Source organism: Nonomuraea longispora (assembly GCF_004348345.1).
Classification (GTDB): domain Bacteria; phylum Actinomycetota; class Actinomycetes; order Streptosporangiales; family Streptosporangiaceae; genus Nonomuraea; species Nonomuraea longispora.
In genome coordinates, this window is record NZ_SMJZ01000056.1 from 1 (window position 1) to 19820 (window position 19820).

Consider the following 19820-nt stretch of genomic DNA (forward strand, 5'->3'; position numbering starts at 1 on the left):
CGTTGCTGGACCGGATGACCGGCGGGTGGGACGCGCTCGACCAGGAGTATTCGACGTGGCCGCCGGGACGTGGGGCGGCGGCGTCGATCACGCCGTGCGGCGTCTCGATGGGTTTCAGCACGCCGCCCGCGAGGTCGTAGCGGTGCAGGTGGCTGCGGGCGCGGTCGTCGCGCAGGATGAGCAGGCTGCGGCCGTCGTGGTACCACTCGGCCGCGAGGTCGCCGGAGTCCTTCAGCCAGATCTCGCGCTGCTCGCCGGTCATCGCGTCCCAGACCAGGGGTTCGTTGCGGCTGCGGCGTTCGTGCAGGGCGAGCAGCCGGCGGTCGCCCATGACGGGGGCGAAGCCGAGGCCGATGACGCCTTTGCCGGGGCCGTCGTAGAGCTCGCCGACGGTGTCGCCGTTGGGGCGGACGACGCGGAGCGCCGGGTGCCGGAAGTCGGAGTACTCCCCGTGGTTGATGGCGATCAGGGAGCCGTCGAGTGATATGTCGGTCACCCAGTTGGTCTCGGCGTGTTCGTACAGGAGCGTGGCCGGGTCGCCGGCGCGTACGAGATGGATGCGGAACGCGCCACCGCCGGCCCAGCTGATCGCCGCGAGTCCCGTCGCGGACAGGGCGATGCCGCCGGGCTGGCCCGGCGGTACGTCGGGGGCGACCGGTTCGTCGGGGCCGCCGTTGAACGGCTGGCGCCACCACGTGCCGAACTCGTCGCCCTCGGTGTCGGCGAACCAGTAGATCCACTGGCCCGTCGGGTCGATGGCGGCGTACACCGCGCCCCTGGGACGGTCGGTGACCTGGCGGGTGGCGCCCGACACGCGGTCCCACGCGTAGACCTGCCACGTTCCTGTGGCGTTGGAACGGTAGATGGAGCGGTTGGGTGCCTGACGTGCCCAGGACGGCAGCGTCATACGCGAGGCCCGGAACCTGGCCTGCCAGCGTTCCTCCGCCTTCATCCGGCGCGCTCCCTCCATCTGAGGTCCCTCGCCTCGGGGCGATGGATGTCGTCCAGTATTGCGCCTGTGCCGAGGAAATACTTAGGAAATGTGGGGGAATTTCGGACTAAATGCCCCATCAGTAACATCGGTAACGTCGGCCCGTCAAGGAACAGCACTTGATCGGGGTGCGGGCGCGTAGATAGACAGATGAAACGCCGCGCGGATCACTACTTTATGACGTCCTTTCACGACGTTTCGGGAGAGAAATGTGGCAACTCGCTCATCGAGCGTAGCCGTGTCGGTATGCCACGCACTGGGGCCCATCCCGACCACCCGGGCGATGTCACCGTGCGCCAGCTCCATCTCGAACTCCACCGAGCGCCGCTCACGCTCGGTGAACACCTCCATGCTCCTGGCCACCCTGCGCTCCTTCTCGTCGTCCACGGAGAGCAGGCCCAGCTCCTCGACCAGCGGGCTCAGATGCGCCTTCGCGGGAGTGACGACCACCGCGACGCCGCCGGGCCGCAGAATCCTGCCGAACTCCGGCCCGTTCCTGGGCGCGAACACGTCGATCACCACGTCGGCCACCCCGTCCCGGATCGGAAGGGGCCGCCACACGTCGGCCACGAACGCTCCAGCCCTCGGATGCGCCCGCGCCGCCCGGCGCACAGCGTGCTTCGACACATCGAATGCCATCCCGGTGCCGTCGTTCACCGCGTCGAGCGTGGCCGCCAGGTAGTGCCCGGTGCCCGCTCCTGCATCGACGATCACCGGCGCGGCCCTGCCCTCCGCGCGACGACCGTCGACGATGCCCGGCCCGCGCCCGCGGCCGGCCGGCCCCGGGCCGTCACCGGCCTCCATGTGCGCCCCACGGTACGCCCTCGGCCCGGCGTCGTCATTCGTTTCCGTGGAGTACTCATGTTTTCCCCGCCGTGCCACGTGCGCGTGCACGGTCTCCGCGATCGCGGCGGCGAGAGGGGCATAGTGCCCGGCGTCCAGGAAGGCGGCCCGCGCGGCCACCATCGCGGCGGTGTCGGCGGTGCCCGGCGGCCTCCCGCCGGCCAGAAGGCTCACGTATCCCTGCTTGGCCACGTCGAACGTGTGCCCCTGCGCGCACCGCACCGTCGCCGCGTCGATCCGCAGCGTCGTACGGCACACGGGACAGATCAGATGGTCGACGATGTCAGCCAGCATGCGCCCATTCTGGTGCACGTACGTCACGCGCTCGCTTCGAGGAGGAACGCGGCGTTGGAGGGGGTGGAGCGCAGCTTGCCGACGAGCATCTCGAGCCCCTGCTGTTTCTCCTGCGACGTGAGCATCCGGCGCAGCCGCCAGATGACCTGCCGCTCCTGCGGGTGCAGCAGGATCTCCTCCCGCCTGGTCCCCGACGCGTCGAGGTCGACGGCGGGGTACAGCCGCCGCTCGGCGAGCTCGCGGGTCAGGTGCAGCTCCATGTTGCCGGTGCCCTTGAACTCCTCGTACAGGCTGTTGTCCATCCGCGAGCCGGTGTCGACCAGCGCGGTGGCGAGGATGGTGAGGGAGCCGCCGCCCTCGACGGCGCGGGCGGCGCCGAAGAAACGTTTGGGCGGGTAGAGGGCGGTGGCGTCGATACCGCCGGTGAGCACGCGCCCCCCGCCGGGCGCCAGGTTGTTGTACGCGCGCCCGAGCCGCGTCAGCGAGTCGAGCAGCAGCACCACGTCCCGCCCCGCCTCGACGAGCCGCTTGGCCCGTTCGACGGCCAGCTCGGCCAGGGCGGCGTGGTCGCGGTCGGGGTGGTCGAAGGTGGAGGAGAAGACCTCGCCGTCGATGGTGGCGCGCATCTCGGTGACCTCTTCCGGCCGCTCGCCCACCAGGAGGACCATGAGATGCACCTCGGGGTGGTTGCGGGAGATCCCGGCCGCCAGCGCCTGCATGACCATGGTCTTACCGGCCTTGGGCGGCGCCACGATGAGGCCGCGCTGCCCCTTGCCGATGGGGGCGAACAGGTCGATGACGCGCGTGCTGAGCGACTCGGTCTCGATGCTGAGCCGTTCCGTCGGGTGGACGGGGGTGAGGTCGGCGAAGCGGGGGCGGTCCCGCCATCGCGGGGAGCCGTTGACGGACTCGACGTCGACCAGCTTGTTGCCGGCGAAGGCGGCGGTGACGTGGTCGCCGGGGCGCAGGTCGTACTGGCGGATCTTGTCGGGGGTGAGGCGGACGTCGCCGGGTTCCGGCAGGTGGCCCGCCCGAATGAATGCGGATTTTTCGCGTACATCCAGAAGGCCGGTCACATGCCGGACCGACGTGGAGGCACGCTGCTGTGGAACGGTGTGCACAGACATGATGAACCCCTCAGGGGAATGCGCCGAACCCGTGACGGGCCGGCGGGAAAAGGAAGACGAGCCGGGCCCTCGTGAAGCGGGGCGGGGCTACTGGGTGAAGATCAGCGGAGCCTGAGCTCAACGCTTGGTGGGAACATACCACACCATCTGACCCATGAAACGCCTAGCCCCCTTGGACTATTCCAGGGCTGTTCCCGTGTCTTGACCGGCGAACGCCGGGTAGACGCGTGACAATGTTCTTCTCTACACCGCAGGGCGAGGAAGATTACCGCGCTCGGTGTACCGAAGAGCACAACTCCCATCGGCGCAGCGGCGTCATATCCAGTGGCGTGCAGGATGCCCGCAACTCGATGAGGGTTCCACAAGGACCAAGAGAACTTCTGGGGGAGCACCATGAAGACCGTCAACTGCCCGCGGTGCCACAACGAGCTCGACGAGGGCCCGATCATGTACCGATGCGCCCAGTGCCGCCGCGCCGTCTACGCCGCCGACGTCGAGAACGAGTACGTCCCGCGCGAGCCGGTCGCCGCCTGAACGACGGCGTGGCCTTGTCGGGTGCCGCACCGACCGATCACCGTGTCCGGCGTGGAGGTGACCCCGTCTGCGACGCCGTGGGCCCCATGGGCCCCGCCTCAGCGGCCCCTCAGCGGCCGCTGAGCACCGGCTGGTCGGCCAGGAGCGACGAGGGCAGGGCGACCATCGCGGTCAGCCCACCGTACGGTGAGGGCGCCAGGGTGACCTTGATGCCGTGCCTGGAAGCCAGCCTGCCGACCACGAACAGGCCGAGCCGGTCGCTCTGTGCCAGGTCGAACTCCGGCACCTTCGACAGCCGGTCGTTGAGCTCGTCGAGCTCGATGCGGGGCAGGCCGAGGCCGCGGTCCTCGATCTCGATCATGAGGCCGTGCGCGGTGCTGGAGCTGCGCACGTCCACCTTGGTCTGCGGCGGCGAGAACAGCGTGGCGTTCTCCACCAGCTCGGCCATCAGGTGGGCCACGTCCGTGACCACCGAGCCCAGCAGCGAGACCGGCGGCGGCTGGAGCACCTCGACCCGCTCGTACTCCTCGATCTCCGCCACGGCCGCGCGCAGCACGTCGTGCACCGCCACCGGGTTGCGCCAGCCGCGCCCCGGCGCCTGGTCGGACAGAATGATGAGGCTCTCCGCGTGCCGGCGCATGCGGGTGGTGAGGTGGTCGAGCTTGAACAGGTCCGCCAGCGTCTCGGGCTCCTCGGTGGCTCGCTCCATGCTGTCGAGCTGCAGCAGCTGCCGGTGCAGCAGCGACTGGTTGCGCCTGGCCAGGTTGACGAAGACCTGGCTGACGCCGTACCGCAGCTTGGCCTGGCCCAGCGCGGCCTCGACGGCCGTGGACTGCACCTCGTTGAACGCCTGGACGATGTCGCTCACCTCGGAGGTGCTGGTCTTGACCTGCAGCGGCGCCACCTCCTCGGGCGTGGGCGGGTCCACGTTCCCGCGCAGCCGCTTGATCAACGCTGCCAGCCGCACCTCGGCCAGTTCCGTGGCCGCGTCGCGGAGTCCGGCCAGCTCGCTGACCAGGCGCCTGCGGAAGCGCAGCGAGAGCACGATCGAGGCCACGACGGCGACCAGGCCCACGCCGCCCGCCACGCCCAGCTTGACCAGCGTGCCGATGGCCGTCGGCGTGACCCGCTGGGTGATGCCCTGGACGGCCGCGCTCTGGTTGCGCTCGACGGCCCGCCACAGGTTCTGGGCGTCCACGGACCAGGTGGCCGCCGTGGGCGGGAGGCTGATGGTGGTCTGCTGCCCGCGGATGGCGTCCTCGGTGCGCGTGAATTCCAGGTAGACCGGCGAGGAGGCCAGCCGCTCGTACGGGCCGCGCAGCTCGTCGTCCAGGTGGTTGAGCGCCTGGGCGTACAGCAGCCGCCGGGTGGCGACCATGGCCGTGAACGCCCCCCGTTCCCTGGGCTCGACCTTGCCCTTGGCGAGCACCACCGCGATCACGGCCTGCTCCCTGGAGAGCATGTCCTTGGCCTCGCCGAGCATCGTGATCGCCTTGGCCTGCTTGTAGAGGGCCATGTCGGGCACCAGCACCATGGCGTCGTACATGCGGAAGGACGCGTCCACGATCTGGCTGTAGCCCTCGACGATGTCGAGCGGGCTGACGGTGCCGCCGTCCACCGCGCGACGGAGCTCGGGCAGTTGGCCGAGCTTGGCGTTCAGCGCGTTGAGCTGCGTGGTCATGCCCGGGGTCAGGTCCTGCTGGGCCTTGGTCAGCCTGCGGAACGTGTCAAGGGTCCGGTCCGTGAGCTTGCGCTGCTCGGCCACCATGCCCGCGCCCTGGCCGGTGGCCAGGAACTGCGTCGAGACGAGCCGTTCCTTCTGCAGGTGGATGTTGACCTGCTCGGACGGGATGGCCAGGTTGCCGGCCAGCTCGTTGATGGCCAGCAGCCGGACGCCGTCGCCGCCGGTCAGGCCCGCGGCGAACGCCCACAGGCCCACGAGGGACAGCAGCGGGACGAGGAGAAGAATCAGGATTTTCAGCGCGATGGGGCGGCCACGCGTGGGGGGCATGCGACCTCCGGGTGCATGATGAGATCGCCTCGCAGAGTACACCCCCCTTTGGAAGGATTTCTGTGCGTCTCCCGCGTTCTTTTTCCGGTTGGACCATCGCGGTCTTCGGGTTCCTCGCCTTCGCCCTTGGCCTGCTCGGTCTGATCTCTCCCGGCACCCTGCTGGTCATGCTGGGTTTCGAGGTGCTCGACACCAGGCCGCCGGGAGACTACACCCTGGTCTACATGGCCGCTTCGTCGATGGCGGCCGTCAACATGGGCGTCTACTACGTCTTCGCGGCCTCGGCGAACTACACCCCGTTCTTCCGCTGGACGGTGCCGTTCAGGCTCGTGACGTTCGGGGTGTTCACCACGCTGGTGCTGACGGGCGCGGCGCCGGGCAAGTTCTTCGGCGTCGGGCTCTGGGAAGGGCTCGGCGCGCTGATCACGGCGTACGCGCTCTGGCGTGAAGGCAACCTGCTGCCCTCACGCCAGAGCGTGGACGCCTGACCGGCGTCACGGACGCGTGGTCTCGGGGCCGCGCGACACGAGCCGGTCACCGGAGGTGCCGTCGTGTTCGAGCTTGCGTTCCAGATCCCGTTTCTCGTCCTCCAGCCGGGCCACCCGGCTGGAGGCCTCGGCCTTGGCGCTGCGCAGCCTGCGGCGCTGCCTGGCGGTCCTGCGCGAGCCCGAGCCGATCAGCCAGAAGCCCACGAGCAGGACGGCCGCGACGGCCGCACCGGCGAGGAACATCTCCAGGTGATTCGGCTCGAACGTGTATCCGAACAGGATGTACCTGGCGCTCTCCTCGGTGAGGACCAGTGCGACGGCGGCGCCGGCGAGCAGGACCAGGAGCACACCTAAAAAGATCATCCAAACTCACCCCTTGTCGTCAGAGCGGGTTTCCCCTGCCCCTGCGGCGGCGGGGTATGCGCCATGATGGCGTTCATGAGACCTGGACCGGGCGAGGTGCTGCACTTCTCCGAGGACCCGACGATCGAGCGGTTCGTGCCCCGTGTCGCGCCGACGTCGGTGCGGAGCGAGCCCTACGTGTGGGCGGTCGGCCATGACCGGTGCCCCGACTACTGGTTCCCCCGGGCCTGCCCGCGGGCGATGGCGTGGGCCGGGCCGCGCACCACTCAGGAGGATCTCGACCGGATCGTCGGCGCGGGCTGCGGTGATCGGGTCCACGCCGTCGAGTACGGCTGGCTGGCGGCCATGATGGACGTACGGCTCTACGCCTACCGGCTCCCCGACGACGACTTCAAGCCCGTCGGTGAACCGCCGCACGCCATGGTGGCGACGGTGCCCGTGACGCCGCTGGGTTCGCCCGAGCGGGTCGGCGACGTGTTCGAGTTGCACGAGGAGGCCGGCATCCAGCTCAGGGTGATGGCCGACCTGTGGCCGTTCTGGAACGAGGTGACGGCGAGTTCGCTGGAGTTCAGCGGGATCAGGTTGCGCAACGCTCGTCGATGAGGGCCCGCAGCGTCTCCAGCCGCATCGATGCGGGCGGCAGCTTCTCGCGGGCGGCCCGGTCGGCCTCCCGCCGCAGCACCTCGTTGACCGGGGTGGGCACGCCGTGCAGCCGGCCGAGCAGGACGATCTCGCCGTTGAGGTAGTCGGTCTCGATCGAGCCGCTGCCCCTGGCCAGACTCTGCCACGACGACCCGCCGCCGCGCTCGGCGCCCTCGATCGGCAGGATGCCCACGCGCCGGCCGCGCACCTCCGCCTCCTCCTCGCTCGTCGCGTACGCGATGCCGGCCGTGTCGAGCACGGCCATGGCCTCGACCCTGGCCCGCGTGACCACCTCGCCCATGCCGTCGACGCGGCCGAGCAGCGCCTCGACGGCGTTGCCCAGGTTGCCGATCAGTTTGCCGTATTTCCAGCGCATCACTTCGGGGGTGGCCCGCCCGACGAGTCCGCGCTTGCCGAGGTCGGTGGCGATCTGCTCGGCGAGTTCGTCCACACCCTGTGGATAACGCCCGACATGAAGCATGCCGGAGTACGGATGGCCGTTCGCGGTCACCACGCCCGGCCGCAGGTGCTCGGCGGGCAGCCACACGCACATGCCGTAGACGTGCTCGAACCGCCGCAGCGCCATGCGCTCGTTGGCCACGCCGTTCTGGGCGCAGACCACGGGCAGGCCGGTCGGCCACGGGCTCAGCGCGGCGACGGTGTCCTGCGACTTGGTGGCCAGGATCAGCACGTCGCCGTCGCGGGTGGGCACGGGGCCGTCGGCGGCGGGAATGTCGAGGGTCTCGTCGGATTCGGGAGTGATCAGGCGCAGGCCGTCACGGTGGAGCGTGTCGTAGTGCGCGCCTCTCGCGATGAGCAGAACGTCGTGGCCGCCTTGGAACAGCCGGGCCCCGATGGTTCCCCCGACTGCTCCCGCCCCGATCACTATGTAGCGCATTGTCAAAGGATGTCACTTGTCGTGTGGCGAGTGCCACTGGCTCACTTCGCCAGCGCCACCTGTGCCTGTGCCGTGACGGAGCGGCCGCGACCGCGCTCGCGCAGGATCGTCCTGAGCACCCGCCAGCCGTCGCGCAGCGCGTTCAGGTTGCTCTCGCCGTGGATGCGGGAGCGCTCGTGGCTGGGGACCTCGCGGATGACGAGGCCGGCCTGGGCGGCCCTGACGTTCATGAGGGTCTCGATCTCGAAGCCGTCGCAGTCGAGGTCGAGGGCGTCGAGGTGGCGGGTCCAGAAGGCGATGTAGCCGTAGCAGAGGTCGGTGTAGCGGGTGCCGTAAAGGAGGTTGGTCAGTCCGGTGAGGATCCTGTTGCCGAGGGAGCGGATCGGGCTGAGGTCGTCGGACCCGCCGCCGGGGGCGTACCGGGAACCCTTGGCGAAGTCGGCGCCGTTGACGAGCGTGGCGACGAACGAGCGGATCTCCCGGCCGTTGGTGGACCCGTCGGCGTCGATCATGACGATGATGTCGCCCTGGGCGGCCTGGAAGCCCTCGATGAGGGCGTTGCCCTTGCCGCGCCGCGTCTGCGTGACGACCCGGAGGCCGGGGCGCGACTCGCGCGCCACGGCGACGGTGTCGTCGGTCGAGTTGCCGTCGACAAGGATCACCTCGTCGATCCAGTCGGGCAGCGTGGCGAACACGTGGGGGAGGTTCTCCGCCTCGTTCATCGCGGGAACGATGACACTGACGCTGGCGGCGAAAGGCTGCTTGTCCATGGCAGAAAAATCCTCCCTTTCACATGCAGTTCACTTGACGATTCCTTGCATGGGCAGGAATTAATGGGAATTGTCCTTTATTTCAGCCTCGCTCATCCGAGAAAGAATCTCGTTCACGGTTTCTTCCGGGCTCTGCGGCGACGTGTCGAGCCACAGGCCGAGGCGCGGTGTCTCGTCGCGCAGTGCGGCGTCGAGCTGGGCGATCGTCCATCCGCCCGCGTAGCCGCTCTTGCCGCGCGCCCGCTCGCGGCGCTCCACGGTGGCGGGGTCTGGAACGAGGACGACCACATGAAGAGGACGAGAACGGACCATTCTCGTAAACCGCTCCAAATTCCTACCAAGAATGACGTCCTGAACAATTGGCGTGAATCCGGCTTCGTAATACAGATCCGCCGTTTGTGCCGCGATACGGTAGCGCAGATCGAGTTGGCGCAGCGCTTCGTCCGGCGCCTCGGGCGTCATCTCGGCCCGGCCGCCGACCACCATGCGCCGGAACACGTCACCGCGTACGTGGGCCGAGCGCGGCAGCCGCTCCGCCAGGGCCTGCGCCACGGTGGACTTGCCGGCGGCCGAGATGCCGGTGATCAGGACGACCCCGCGCACGCGCCGCGGGACCCGGACGTCGTTCATGCGCCGACGAGTTTGCGCACCCGGTCGGCGCCGACGGCCATCAGCAGCGTGGGCAGCCTCGGGCCGGTCTCGCGGCCGACCAGCAGCTTGTAGAGCAGGGCGAAGAAGGCCCGCTGCGCCGCCTTCAGCTCCGGCGTCGCCTTGGCGTCGGCCGGCAGCCCGGCCTGGACCTTCGGCACGCCGTACACCAGCGTGGTGAGGCCCTCGATCGTCCAGGCGTCGAGGCCGTCGGCCAGCAGCCGCAGCGACTCGCGGGCGTCGGGGTCGAGCGAGTCGAGCAGCTCCTGGTCGGGGGTGCCGCGCACGCGGGTGCGCTGGTCGGCGGGCATGTGGTCGTCGACCCAGGTCTGCGCCTTGTCCAGGCGCGGGCGGGCGTCGTCGAGCGAGGCCACCGCGTCGAGGTCGCGCAGGATGCGCAGCGTCTGCCCGGCGTGCCCCGTCGTGATGTCGAGGACGGAGGCCAGTGTGCGGTAGGGGACCGGGTGCGTCGTGGCGGGCAGCGGGCCGGCGGCGGTGCCGACCGCGCGCTTGTACGCCGCCAGCTCGGCGGGCTGGGCCTGACCGGTGGCGACCTTGCGGCCCAGTGCGTCCCACTCGTCGTAGAGGCGCTGGATCTCCTGGTCGAAGGCGATCTTGAAGGACTGCTGGGGCTTGCGGCGGGCGTACAGCCAGCGCAACACCGGCGCCTCCATGATCTCCAGGGCGTCGGCCGGGGTCGGCACGTCGCCCTTGGAACTGCTCATCTTGGCCATGCCGGTGATGCCGACGAACGCGTACATGGGGCCGATCGGCTGCCTGCCGCCGAACACCTCGCCCACGATCTGGCCGCCGACGACCCAGGCGGAGCCGGGGGAGTGGTGGTCGACCCCGGACGGCTCGAAAATCACGCCCTCGTGCGCCCAGCGCATCGGCCAGTCGACCTTCCACACCAGCTTGCCGTGGTCGTGCTCGGCCAGCCGGACCGTCTCGCCGAAGCCGCACTCGCAGGTGTAGGCCAGCTCGGTGGTCTCGTCGTCGTAGGCGGTGACCGTCGTCAGGTCGCGCTCGCACAGGTGGCAGTAGGGTTTGTACGGGAAATAGTCCTCGACCTGCTTCGATCGGTAGCGCGACAGCACGGCGTCGATCGCCGACCGCTCACGCACCGCCCGCAGGATCTGCTCGCGGTAGGCGCCCGAGGTGTACTGCTCCGTCTGGCTGATGCCGTGGCAGTCGATGCCCAGTTCTTCGAGCGCTTCGTTCAGCGGCGCCTTGAAGTGCTCGGCCCAGTTGGCGTGCACGCTGCCGGGAGGGGCGGGAACGGAGGTCAGCGGCTTGCCGATGTGCTCGGTCCAGGACGGGTCGATGCCCGCGGGGACCCGGCGGAAGCGGTCGTAGTCGTCCCACGACAGCAGGTGCACGCAGTCGATGCCGCGCCGCCTGATCTCGTCGGCGACCAGGTGGGGAGTCATGACCTCGCGCAGGTTGCCCAGGTGGATCGGGCCTGACGGGCTCAACCCCGATGCGCAGACGATCGGTTTGCCCGGAGCGCGTCTCTCCGCCTCGGAGATCACCTCGTCCGCGAACCTGGAGACCCAGTCGGTCTCGGCACTTTCCACCATCGCGCCATTCTTGCGGCTCGGGCCGGTTCAAGCCAACGCGATACTTGTCCGGTCCGTCTCGGTCGTCCGCTGCGCCGCTCGTCGGCCCACCTGACAACGCCCGCGGGCCGGGCCAGGGTGAAGGGGACGCCGCGGTCGTGCTCGCCGACCGCGGCGTCGAACGATCACCAGGGCATGCGGATCAGGACAGGGTGGCCGCGTGCGGATCCCAGTCTGCGGGAAGCGGCTCAGGTGCGGTCGTGGTGGAGGTGACGGGACGGAACTCCGAGGCCTCGCCGGACTGCGCGATCGCCGACATGAGTTCCAGCACGTGATAGGCCAGCTCGCCCGACGCCCGGTGCGGCGTGCCCGCGCGCAGCGACCTGGCCAGGTCCAGCACGCCGATGCCGCGGCTCACCGTGGTGCCCGACACGGGCACCTCGCGCCAGTCCGTGTCGCGCAGGCCGCGCGCCAGCAGCGGACCCTCGAACGTGTTGGGATCGGGAAGCGACAGCGCTCCCTCCGTGCCGATGACCTCGATCACCCTGCGGTTGACGGGCGAGTCGAAGCTGAAGGTCGCCGTCGCCGTGGCCGCGCCGGGGAAGTCCAGCAGGGCGTTGACGTGGGTGGGGACGTCGACGGGGAAGACCGTGCCCTCCTTGGGCCCCGAGCCGACGACGCGCTGCTCGCGGGCCTTGCGCGTGCCGGCCGCGACCCGCTCGACCGGGCCGAGCAGGGACACGAGCGCGGTCAGGTAGTAGGGGCCGAGGTCGAACAGCGGGCCGCCGCCCGGCTGGTAGAAGAACTCGGGGTTGGGGTGCCACGACTCGGGGCCGAGGCTCTGCGTGGCCGCCGCGACGGCGACCGGCGTGCCGATGAGGCCCGAGCGCAGGGCGTGCAGGGCCGACTGGAGCCCGGCGCCCAGGAAGGTGTCGGGGGCGCAGCCGAGACGCAGGCTCCGGTTGGCGGCCTCTGCCACGACCTTCGCCCCCTCGTCCATGTCCATGGCGAAGGGCTTCTCGCCGTACACGTGCTTGCCGGCGCGCAGGGACTCCAGCGCGACGGCCGCGTGCGCGGACGGCACGGTCAGATTGACGACGATCTCCACCTCGGGCAGCGCGAGCGCCGTGGAGAGATCGCCGGAGACGGGTACGCCGTGCTCGCGGGCGACGGTCGCGGCCCGCTCGGCGTCGAGGTCCGCGACGGCGAGCACGCGCACGTCGGGGAAGGAGGTGAGGTTGCGGAGGTACTGGCCACTGATGACTCCGGCGCCGACGAGGGCGACGCCGACGGGGCCGTTACTCAAAGGCTCTCCAAGGAGGTGAGATAGGCGTGACTGTCCGCCAGGGCGGCGAAGATGTCGGTGGCGCACTCGTCGAGCTCGACGACGCGCCAGGCGTCCGGGGCGGCGGCGAGGATCTCAGGCACGGGCATGACGCCCCTGCCGACCGCGGTGTGCGGCTCTCCCTTGACCACCGGGCCGTCCTTGACGTGCAGCGCGATCACGCGCTCCCCGAGGCGGCCCAGCAGGGCGGGCACGTCGGCGCCGCCCACCGCCGCCCAGTAGGCGTCGATCTCCAGGAACACCTCGGGAGCCAGCCGGTCGGCCAGCACCTCGATGGCGTGCCGGCCGTCGATCTTCGGCTCCAGCTCCCACCAGTGGTTGTGGTAGCCGATCCGCATCCCGTGCCCGGCCGCCTGCTCGGCCAGGCCGTTCAGCAGGTCGGCCGCACGGGCGACGCCGTCGGCGGTGGTGAACTCCTCGTGCGCGATGCCGGCGGGGACGATCACCAGGTCCGTACCGAGCGTGGCGACCGCGTCGAAGACCTCGGCGGGCTCCTGCCGGAGCAGGGCGCCCGCGTGCGTGCTCGACACGCTGAGCCCCAGGTCGTCGGCGACCTGGCGGAACCCCTTGGGGTCGGAGGTGGGATCGTACGGCTCGACCGCGGTGTAGCCGATCTCCGAGATCCGCCGTAGCACGTCGTCGCGGTCCGCGGTCAGCGGCTCCCTGACGGTGTAGAGCTGGACACTGATGGGTCTGGTCATCCGCGTACCCCCATGAGGTGCTCGAGCGCGAGCTGGTTGAGCCGGGTGAAGTGGAAGCCGCGCCTGGCCGCGGCCTCGGGGTCGAAGTCGTCGCCCGCCAGGTCGGTCCACGTCTCACCGGCCGCGAGGGTGGGCTGGGCGAGCTCGTCCACGCGGGAGGCGCGCAGGGCCTCCCGCACCTCCGGGTCGGCCCGGTAGGCGCGGGACTTCTCCTTGAGGATCAGGTAGGTGCGCATGTTCGCCGCCGCCGACGCCCACACGTCCTCGGGGTCCTCGGTGCGCAGCGGCTTGTAGTCGAAGTGGCGGGGGCCGTCGTAGCCGCCGTTCTCCAGCAGGTCGACCAGGAAGAAGGCGCTCTTGAGGTCGCCGTGGCCGAAGATCAGGTCCTGGTCGTACTTCGGCCCGTGCTGGCCGTTGAGGTCGATGTGGAAGAGCTTGCCGTGCCACAGCGCCTGGGCGATGCCGTGCACGAAGTTGAGCCCGGCCATCTGCTCGTGGCCGACCTCGGGGTTGAGGCCCACCATCTCCGGGTGCTCCAGCTCGTTGATCAGCGCCAGGGCGTGGCCGATCGTGGGCAGCAGGATGTCGCCGCGGGGCTCGTTGGGCTTGGGCTCCAGGGCGAAGCGCAGGTCGTAGCCGCGCTCCCGGACGTACGCGCAGAGCAGGTCCAGGCCCTCCTTGTAGCGCTCCATGGCCGCCCTGACGTCCTTGGCGGCGTCGGACTCGGCGCCCTCGCGCCCGCCCCAGCAGACGTACGTCTTCGCGCCCAGCGAGGCGGCCAGGTCGATGTTGCGGATGACCTTGCGCAGGGCGTAGCGCCGTACGTCGCGGTCGTTGCTGGTGAACGCGCCGTCCTTGAAGACCGGGTGGGTGAAGAGGTTGGTGGTGGCCATCGGCACTTTCATGCCGGTCTCGTCGAGGGCCTTCCTGAACGCCGCGATGGCCTTGTCGCGGTCGGGTTCGACCGCGAGGAGGTCGTCGTCGTGGAAGGTGACGCCGTACGCGCCGAGCTCGGCCAGGCGGTGCACGCTCTCGACCGGGTCGAGCGGCGGCCTGGAGGCGTCGCCGAACGGGTCGCGGGCCTGCCACCCGACGGTCCAGAGGCCGAAGGTGAAGCGATCGTCGGGGGTGGGCGTGAATGCGGTCATGGTGCGTCCTTTTGGCCTTTAGTCCATAATCTGTACATAATCCTGAGGAGGTGAGCATGGTCGCGTCAAGAGGGGTCCGTCATGATTCCATGCGTGCCCGTAACCTGGCCGTAGTACTCGGGGAGATCCATCGGTCCGGCCCGCACACCCGCGCCGCGCTCGCCGAGCTGACCGGGCTCACCAAGACCACCGTGTCCAGCCTGGTCGCCGACCTGCTGGAAGCGGGGGTGGTGACCGAGCGCGGCGCCGTACGGGGCGGCGAGCGGGGACGGCCGGGCGTCGCCGTGAGTCTGAGCGGCCACCGGGTGGTCACGCTGGGGCTGGAGATCAACATCGACTATCTGGCGGCGTGCGTGGTCGACCTGACCCGCACCGTACGCCTGCGCCGCACCCGCCCGGCCGACAACCGCAACTCCGACCCCGAGCACATCCTGCACCTGCTGCGCGACCTGGCCAAGGAGACCATCGCCGAGGCCGAGGCGGACGGGCTGCGGGTCATCGGCGCCGCGCTCGCCGTGCCCGGCACCGTCGAGGGCGAGACGCTGCGCAGCGCGCCGCACCTCGGATGGCGGGACGTACGGGTGGGCGACCTCGTCGACCTGCCGTTCGCCATCGACAACGAGGCCAACCTGGCGGCGCTCGGCGAGTTGTGGTTCGGCGCGCGGGAGACGGACTTCCTCTACGTCTCGGGCGAGATCGGCATCGGGGCCGGGCTCGTCGTGGCCGGCAGCCTGTTCAGGGGCACCTTCGGGCTGGCGGGCGAGCTGGGCCACGTGGTCGTCGTGCCCGACGGGCCCGCGTGCCGGTGCGGCGGCCGGGGCTGCCTGGAGGTCTACGCCGGGCAGGACACGCTGCTCGGGAAGCTGGACTCGGTCTCCGAGCTGGTGTCGCGGCTGGAGTCGGGCGACCGGCGGGCGCGGGAGACGTGCGAGCGGGCCGGGCACGCCCTCGGCGTGGCGCTCACCTCGGCCGTGCACCTGCTCGACCCGGGCATGATCGTGCTCGGCGGGGTCTTCGCGCCGGTGTTCCCCTGGCTGGAAGGGCCGGTGGCCGACGGGCTGGGGACCCGGCTGGCGCACATGCGCGGCGCCCCGCCCGCGCTGGTGGTCTCGGGGACCGGCCCGGACGCGGCGGTGCTGGGGGCCGCCGGGATGATTATCCAGCGCATCATCGCCGAACCCGCCGAGGTCCTGGGGCTTCAGTAGTAGCCCTTCCTCCCGTCGAGCGGCTCGCGGATCGTGTCGAGGTGGCCGGCGTGCCTGGCGGTCTCCTCGACCATGTGGATCCCCTTCCAGCGCAGGTGGGACAGCACGCCGGCCACCGTCATGAGAGGCGAGGTGGTACGGCGACGTGTCACCGCTCATGGACCATGCCCAGCTGAACGACCTGCTCCCCTAGACGATCACCCGGGGCGTTTGCGCATGACGAAGCCGGAATGGTGGAGTACGCCGTCGACCATTTGTCCGAAGGCCCAGAAGCCGGTGTCGTCGAGGTAGGTGACGCGGTCGTCGCGGGCCCAGTATCTGCCCGTGTAGGCGTCGGTCCGGCCGTGGCGGGTCTCGGTGTAGCGCCCGTCGGGGAGCAGGTGCTGTTCCAGCTCATGAGAGTCGTCGACCCAGACTCCGTGCCAGGTCCGGCGCTCTCCGGCGGAGGTGCCGGCGGGGTCGGTGGGCCGGCCTTGCCATGCTTGGACATGTCCGGATGTGGTGATGGCGAGCAGGTCGCGCGGCTGGATCATCAGCATCTGCCTGATCTGGGACTCGCTGGCGCGCGCCCGCGTGACGGCGAAGGTGGCCGGGTTGCCGACGGTCAGGTCGTAGTGGCCGCGCTGGTGTGCGGGTTGTGCGCGTACCGCGGAGTCCACGAGCAGCGGGACAACGTACGCACCGTCCGCCTCGATCACCCGGGCCCCGGCCGGACGGGATGATCTTTCCTCGCGCGGGCCGACGTGGGTGATTCTTCCGTTCTCGGCCCACAACTCCCCGCGTACCGTCCGTGACGGTGTGACGTGGACGGTGGCGTCGGCGACCACCAACGCGCCGGGTCCTGCCATCGGCTGTGCTCCTTGTGCGGTCGTGCCGGCTACGGGGTGGCCGGTCACCTGCGGGTGTACGGCGTGGATGACGAGGCCGGCGGCCAGCGCGGCCGGCAGCAGGAGCCACCGTCGGCGGCCGGCCTTCGGCGCGGAGGTCGACACGGCGGAGGTCGACACGGCGGAGGTCGACACGGCGGAGGTCGACACGGCGGAGGTCGACACAGTGGGCGCGTTGCTCATGCGCTCCACCTTCGGCCGGGGCGGTGCGCGGGAGAAGGCCGCGGTCCTCCTGGGAACGCCGCACCCAGCCTCCGCGTCGGCTCGACCGTAGACGGACAGGCCCATCGTTCCTGCTCACAGGTTCGCTCGGAAGTGGACAGTGAAGGGACCAAAAACCGGCCAGCCGAACAGCAGCACCGTGTCCGCATCACGGAGCACCCGGCCGGCCCCGGCCTCGAACGCCGCCGGAGCCGGCTCCAGCGTGCGCCCGTCCACCAGGGACACCGCACGGCCCGCCATCGTGGCGCCTCGCACGCGAAACGACGTAACAGGGCCGACCTGCCGATTCCGCCGGGACCGTGCACGTACAGGACGTTGGCCGCACCTGCACGCGTGCGTCGACCCGGAGTCAAGCCGCCCATGGGACACCAAACCGATATGGGAGCGGTCCATCCAGGCCAACTGGTCATCCATAGGATCGTTCCACATCATGTCCCACTACCCCGGGAGTTGTCCCCGTGCGTACCCGATCCCTGCTGACCGCCACCCTGTTAGCCGCGTCCGCCGTCACCGCCGCACAGCCCGCCTACGCCGCCGCTCCCGCCGTCCGGATCACCAAGATCTACTATGACTCGCCCGGTTCACCGGACTACGGCGCGAACAGCAGCCTGAACGGCGAGTACGTGCAGATCAGGAACATGACGAGGAAGGCCGTCAACCTCGCCGGCTGGACCGTGCGCGACGCGACCAGGAGGCAGGACCACATCTACAGGTTCGGCACGTTCACCCTCAGGGCCGGGAAAACGGTCACCCTGCGCACCGGCAGGGGCAAGAACACCAGCACCACCCGCTACTGGGGCAGGAGCGGAGGCACGCTGGCCTACATCTGGAACCAGACCAGCGACACCGCCTACCTGCGGAACCCGGCCGGGAAACTGATCGACTCCTGCGCGTACAACTCCTCGCGGCAGTCTTACAAGGTCTGCTGAGCCGGCTTTCCCGGGCACGTGGTGGTGCGCCTGCCGGTCTCGAAGTAGGCGATCACCTTCGCGGCGCAGCCGGGCACCTGCGCCGCCGAGCCGTGCACGTCGTCGTCGATGCTCACCAGCGTTCCGCCGATGGCCGCGCGCATGGCCCGCGCCCATTCGTACGGTGTCACGGTCTCGTGGCGGGCCGCCGCGACCGGCGGTGTCAGTCGTCCAGTTCGCGGCGGAGCCGGTGCAGCCGCAGCGCCAGCTGCACCTCCAGCGTGTGGTCAGGGCTGTTCCAGTCCATGCCGAGCAGGCGTCTGACCCGGTCGAGCCGCTGGGTGACGGTGTTCGGGTGGATGTGCAGGCGTTTGGCGCTGGCGACGAGGCTCTGCCCGGTGGCGAAGTAGGTTTCGAGCGTCTCCATCAGCGCGGTGGAGCGCTGCTCGTCGTGCCGGATGACCGGCCCGAGCGTCCGCGCCACGAAGCGCACCGCGGACGCGCCGTCGCCCAGCAGCAGCCCGGCATACCCGAGGTCGTCTGCCGTGGCCGCGGCTCCCACCCGTTCGAGCCGGAGCAGAGCCTGTACGCAGGCCAGCGCCTCCGCGTACGCGCTCGGCAGGTCGGCCGGGTCGTCGACCGGTCCCGCGGCGCCGACGGTGACCGGCGAGCCGAGCCGCGTGGTCATCGAGCGTGCCGTCTGGCGGCCGGTCAGCGACGGGTCGTCGGAGGGCACGACCAGGATCGCCTGGCCGTCGCGTACCGTGCTCAGGCCGTCGCGGGCGGCCGCGAGGTCGGAGGCGACGGAGGCGAGGCTGCGCCGGTTCTCCGCCCGGATGTGCGCGACGACCACGGCATGCCGCTTCTGCGGCTGGTAGCCGATCCGCAGCGCCCGTTCGGCCAGCGACGAGTACGTACGGGGGGTGGGCGTGAGGAGGTCGTCGAGAAGTTCGCCGCGCACCCTGGCCTCCGCCGCGGCGAGGTTGCGGCTGAACAGCTGCAGCAGCGAGGCGACGACGGCGGCCCTGGCGAGCAGCCGCCTGTCCAGGTCGCCCACCTCGGAGGGCGCGGTCGGCGGCCCCCAGACGAGCGTGCCGATGTTCTCGGTGCCGGCGACGAGGCCGGTGACCCAGTACGTCCCGTCGTGGGTGGAGGCGGCGGAGCGGCCGGCGACACCGCCCACCGCGGCGGACATCGCCTTCAGCACCTCGTCGGAAGCCCCGGGGGTCCAGGCGACCGGCGTCTCGAACTCGTCGAAGATGGCCAGCACGCCGCCGAGCTGGTCGCCCGCCGCGGCCACGACCTCCTGCACGCCGCCGCCGCGGAGCACGATGGCCATGCTCTGGTCGTGGGCCGCGACCGCCCTCTCCTGGTCGGCAGCGCGCTGCCGGAGTGCCGCGTTCTCCCGCCGGAGCGTCGCCAGCGTCTGCTGCCGGTCGTGCCTCGACCGCGCCTGCTCGATGGCGGTCGCGGCGAGCGTGGCGAACGAGCCGAGCAGGGCGATGGCGTCGTGGGAGAACCAGCCCGGAGTGCGGTTGGAGGCGAACAGCACCCCGATGACGGCGTTGGTGCGCAGCGGTACGCCGACGATCGACACCTGCCGCTCCGCCCTGACCGAGGCGTCGACCGCCGGATCGTGCGTCAGCCGTTCGTCGCTGAAGTAGTCGGGCGTCGAGAACGGCGTGCCCGTCGCGGCGACCCTGCCGCCGATGCCGATCCCGAACGGGATCCTGACGTCCTTCCAGGCCGAGGATGTCGCGCCCACCATCACCTGCATGCAGGTCGCCCGGCCCTCGTTGTCGTTGAGGCTCAGGTAGGCCATGTCGCAGCCGAGCAGCCGCTGCGCCTGGCTCACGATCAGGCTCAGGATCGTGTCGGGGTCGCTGCGGTCCTCCGCAAGTTCCTTCGCGCACTCCACCAGCGCACGCTGCTGCTCATGGCGGCTGCGCCGCTTCTCCAGCGTGTCGCGGAGCTGGAGGGCGAGCGTGTGCTCGGCCTGCAGATCGGCTATCTCGGCGGGTGAGGCGGCGCCCGCCACCGCGTCGTGCAGGACCTCGTCGTAGTGGGGCAGCGGCGCACCGTCGACGAGAAGCTGGAGGAAACTGCGCCTGTTCACACCCTCGCTCCCGCCGACCCCGGCTCGTCCGCAGGACGCGTCCGGTGGTTCCGACGCTGCCGACCGCCGCTTGAAGGATGACTTGCCCATTGTTGTAACATTCGTGCTTCCACAATGGGC

21 protein-coding genes and 1 pseudogene are annotated in these 19820 nt (G+C 70.4%); 5 read left to right on the forward strand and 17 right to left on the reverse strand.

What is annotated here, in order from left to right:
- The 3 genes from E1267_RS16690 to rho form a co-directional block, all read right to left on the reverse strand.
- On the reverse strand, window positions 1-952 hold a 952-nt coding region (locus tag E1267_RS16690), incomplete at its 3' end, for a TolB family protein (protein WP_425465079.1).
- Window positions 953-1096: 144 nt separating this feature from the next.
- Window positions 1097-2128: a putative RNA methyltransferase gene (locus tag E1267_RS16695; RefSeq protein WP_132333491.1), complete on the reverse strand. Its 1032-nt coding sequence runs from the start codon at window positions 2126-2128 to the stop codon at window positions 1097-1099.
- Between the two features lie 23 nt (window positions 2129-2151).
- The gene (gene rho, locus E1267_RS16700) at window positions 2152-3255 is read right to left on the reverse strand and encodes a transcription termination factor Rho (protein ID WP_132333492.1); all 1104 of its coding nucleotides are present in this window, start codon (window positions 3253-3255) and stop codon (window positions 2152-2154) included.
- Window positions 3256-3648: 393 nt separating this feature from the next.
- Here rho and E1267_RS44365 point away from each other — a divergent pair, with 393 nt between their 5' ends.
- Entirely contained in the window at window positions 3649-3789 is a 141-nt protein-coding gene (locus E1267_RS44365; protein WP_165959647.1) for a hypothetical protein, read from the forward strand.
- A gap of 109 nt (window positions 3790-3898) precedes the next feature.
- Here E1267_RS44365 and E1267_RS16705 read toward each other — a convergent pair whose 3' ends face one another.
- Window positions 3899-5800 carry a sensor histidine kinase gene (locus tag E1267_RS16705; protein WP_132333493.1) on the reverse strand — a complete coding sequence of 634 codons (1902 nt, stop codon included), beginning with the start codon at window positions 5798-5800 and terminating at the stop codon, window positions 3899-3901.
- A 62-nt stretch (window positions 5801-5862) separates the two neighbouring features.
- Here E1267_RS16705 and E1267_RS16710 point away from each other — a divergent pair, with 62 nt between their 5' ends.
- Window positions 5863-6288 (forward strand): hypothetical protein, encoded by a 426-nt coding sequence (locus tag E1267_RS16710; RefSeq protein WP_165959648.1) that lies wholly within the window; start codon window positions 5863-5865, stop codon window positions 6286-6288.
- Between the two features lie 6 nt (window positions 6289-6294).
- Here E1267_RS16710 and E1267_RS16715 read toward each other — a convergent pair whose 3' ends face one another.
- A complete protein-coding gene (locus E1267_RS16715) occupies window positions 6295-6651 on the reverse strand; it encodes a hypothetical protein (RefSeq protein ID WP_132333494.1) in 357 nt (118 codons plus the stop codon).
- 75 nt (window positions 6652-6726) lie between these two features.
- Between E1267_RS16715 and E1267_RS16720 the strand changes: the two genes are divergently transcribed.
- Complete coding sequence (locus tag E1267_RS16720; RefSeq protein WP_132333495.1) at window positions 6727-7254, forward strand: DUF6886 family protein; 528 nt, start codon at window positions 6727-6729, stop codon at window positions 7252-7254.
- Here E1267_RS16720 and E1267_RS16725 read toward each other — a convergent pair.
- The 7 genes from E1267_RS16725 to xylA form a co-directional block, all read right to left on the reverse strand.
- Complete coding sequence (locus E1267_RS16725) at window positions 7229-8191, reverse strand: ketopantoate reductase family protein (protein ID WP_132333496.1); 963 nt, start codon at window positions 8189-8191, stop codon at window positions 7229-7231. The genes E1267_RS16720 and E1267_RS16725 overlap by 26 nt on opposite strands.
- Window positions 8192-8232: 41 nt before the next feature.
- Window positions 8233-8961, reverse strand: a complete 729-nt coding sequence (locus tag E1267_RS16730) for a glycosyltransferase family 2 protein (RefSeq protein ID WP_132333497.1) — start codon at window positions 8959-8961, stop codon at window positions 8233-8235.
- Window positions 8962-9021: 60 nt separating this feature from the next.
- Entirely contained in the window at window positions 9022-9591 is a 570-nt protein-coding gene (locus E1267_RS16735; protein WP_132333498.1) for an AAA family ATPase, read from the reverse strand.
- Window positions 9588-11189, reverse strand: a complete 1602-nt coding sequence (gene lysS, locus E1267_RS16740) for a lysine--tRNA ligase (RefSeq protein WP_132333499.1) — start codon at window positions 11187-11189, stop codon at window positions 9588-9590. Before lysS ends, E1267_RS16735 begins: the two co-directional genes overlap by 4 nt.
- Window positions 11190-11370: 181 nt before the next feature.
- Entirely contained in the window at window positions 11371-12474 is a 1104-nt protein-coding gene (locus tag E1267_RS16745; protein ID WP_132333500.1) for a Gfo/Idh/MocA family protein, read from the reverse strand.
- A complete protein-coding gene (locus E1267_RS16750) occupies window positions 12471-13214 on the reverse strand; it encodes a sugar phosphate isomerase/epimerase family protein (RefSeq protein ID WP_132333501.1) in 744 nt (247 codons plus the stop codon). The genes E1267_RS16745 and E1267_RS16750 overlap by 4 nt, the downstream gene beginning before the upstream one ends.
- Window positions 13211-14362 carry a xylose isomerase gene (gene xylA, locus E1267_RS16755; RefSeq protein WP_132333502.1) on the reverse strand — a complete coding sequence of 384 codons (1152 nt, stop codon included), beginning with the start codon at window positions 14360-14362 and terminating at the stop codon, window positions 13211-13213. Before xylA ends, E1267_RS16750 begins: the two co-directional genes overlap by 4 nt.
- Window positions 14363-14451: 89 nt before the next feature.
- Between xylA and E1267_RS16760 the strand changes: the two genes are divergently transcribed.
- Window positions 14452-15567, forward strand: a complete 1116-nt coding sequence (locus E1267_RS16760; protein WP_246063961.1) for an ROK family transcriptional regulator — start codon at window positions 14452-14454, stop codon at window positions 15565-15567.
- Here E1267_RS16760 and E1267_RS47900 read toward each other — a convergent pair.
- The 3 genes and pseudogenes from E1267_RS47900 to E1267_RS16775 all read right to left on the reverse strand — a co-directional run.
- Window positions 15561-15662 (reverse strand): annotated as a pseudogene (locus E1267_RS47900) (mycothiol transferase); the annotation flags it as partial. The gene E1267_RS16760 and the pseudogene E1267_RS47900 overlap by 7 nt on opposite strands.
- 102 nt (window positions 15663-15764) lie before the next feature.
- Window positions 15765-16637: an Atu4866 domain-containing protein gene (locus E1267_RS46405; protein WP_132333504.1), complete on the reverse strand. Its 873-nt coding sequence runs from the start codon at window positions 16635-16637 to the stop codon at window positions 15765-15767.
- Window positions 16638-16751: 114 nt separating this feature from the next.
- Window positions 16752-16931, reverse strand: a complete 180-nt coding sequence (locus tag E1267_RS16775) for a hypothetical protein (RefSeq protein WP_132333505.1) — start codon at window positions 16929-16931, stop codon at window positions 16752-16754.
- A 203-nt stretch (window positions 16932-17134) separates the two neighbouring features.
- Here E1267_RS16775 and E1267_RS16780 point away from each other — a divergent pair, with 203 nt between their 5' ends.
- Window positions 17135-17605, forward strand: a complete 471-nt coding sequence (locus E1267_RS16780) for a lamin tail domain-containing protein (RefSeq protein ID WP_132333506.1) — start codon at window positions 17135-17137, stop codon at window positions 17603-17605.
- Here the strand turns inward: E1267_RS16780 and E1267_RS16785 are convergent.
- Complete coding sequence (locus tag E1267_RS16785; RefSeq protein ID WP_281283642.1) at window positions 17590-17811, reverse strand: alpha/beta hydrolase; 222 nt, start codon at window positions 17809-17811, stop codon at window positions 17590-17592. The two genes, E1267_RS16780 and E1267_RS16785, sit on opposite strands and share 16 nt — an antisense overlap.
- Window positions 17808-19700: a helix-turn-helix domain-containing protein gene (locus E1267_RS16790; protein WP_165959649.1), complete on the reverse strand. Its 1893-nt coding sequence runs from the start codon at window positions 19698-19700 to the stop codon at window positions 17808-17810. Before E1267_RS16790 ends, E1267_RS16785 begins: the two co-directional genes overlap by 4 nt.
- Window positions 19701-19820 lie beyond the last annotated feature (120 nt).

What these genes read in the sequence shown, in the direction of transcription:
- E1267_RS16695 (WP_132333491.1), bottom strand. Translation starts at nt 2,128, where the DNA reads ATGCTGGCTGACATCGTCGACCATCTGATCTGTCCCGTGTGCCGTACG.
- rho (WP_132333492.1), bottom strand. Translation starts at nt 3,255, where the DNA reads ATGTCTGTGCACACCGTTCCACAGCAGCGTGCCTCCACGTCGGTCCGG.
- E1267_RS44365 (WP_165959647.1), top strand. Translation starts at nt 3,649, where the DNA reads ATGAAGACCGTCAACTGCCCGCGGTGCCACAACGAGCTCGACGAGGGC.
- E1267_RS16705 (WP_132333493.1), bottom strand. Translation starts at nt 5,800, where the DNA reads ATGCCCCCCACGCGTGGCCGCCCCATCGCGCTGAAAATCCTGATTCTT.
- E1267_RS16715 (WP_132333494.1), bottom strand. Translation starts at nt 6,651, where the DNA reads ATGATCTTTTTAGGTGTGCTCCTGGTCCTGCTCGCCGGCGCCGCCGTC.
- E1267_RS16720 (WP_132333495.1), top strand. Translation starts at nt 6,727, where the DNA reads ATGAGACCTGGACCGGGCGAGGTGCTGCACTTCTCCGAGGACCCGACG.
- E1267_RS16725 (WP_132333496.1), bottom strand. Translation starts at nt 8,191, where the DNA reads ATGCGCTACATAGTGATCGGGGCGGGAGCAGTCGGGGGAACCATCGGG.
- E1267_RS16730 (WP_132333497.1), bottom strand. Translation starts at nt 8,961, where the DNA reads ATGGACAAGCAGCCTTTCGCCGCCAGCGTCAGTGTCATCGTTCCCGCG.
- E1267_RS16735 (WP_132333498.1), bottom strand. Translation starts at nt 9,591, where the DNA reads ATGAACGACGTCCGGGTCCCGCGGCGCGTGCGCGGGGTCGTCCTGATC.
- lysS (WP_132333499.1), bottom strand. Translation starts at nt 11,189, where the DNA reads ATGGTGGAAAGTGCCGAGACCGACTGGGTCTCCAGGTTCGCGGACGAG.
- E1267_RS16750 (WP_132333501.1), bottom strand. Translation starts at nt 13,214, where the DNA reads ATGACCAGACCCATCAGTGTCCAGCTCTACACCGTCAGGGAGCCGCTG.
- xylA (WP_132333502.1), bottom strand. Translation starts at nt 14,362, where the DNA reads ATGACCGCATTCACGCCCACCCCCGACGATCGCTTCACCTTCGGCCTC.
- E1267_RS16760 (WP_246063961.1), top strand. Translation starts at nt 14,452, where the DNA reads ATGCGTGCCCGTAACCTGGCCGTAGTACTCGGGGAGATCCATCGGTCC.
- E1267_RS46405 (WP_132333504.1), bottom strand. Translation starts at nt 16,637, where the DNA reads ATGAGCAACGCGCCCACTGTGTCGACCTCCGCCGTGTCGACCTCCGCC.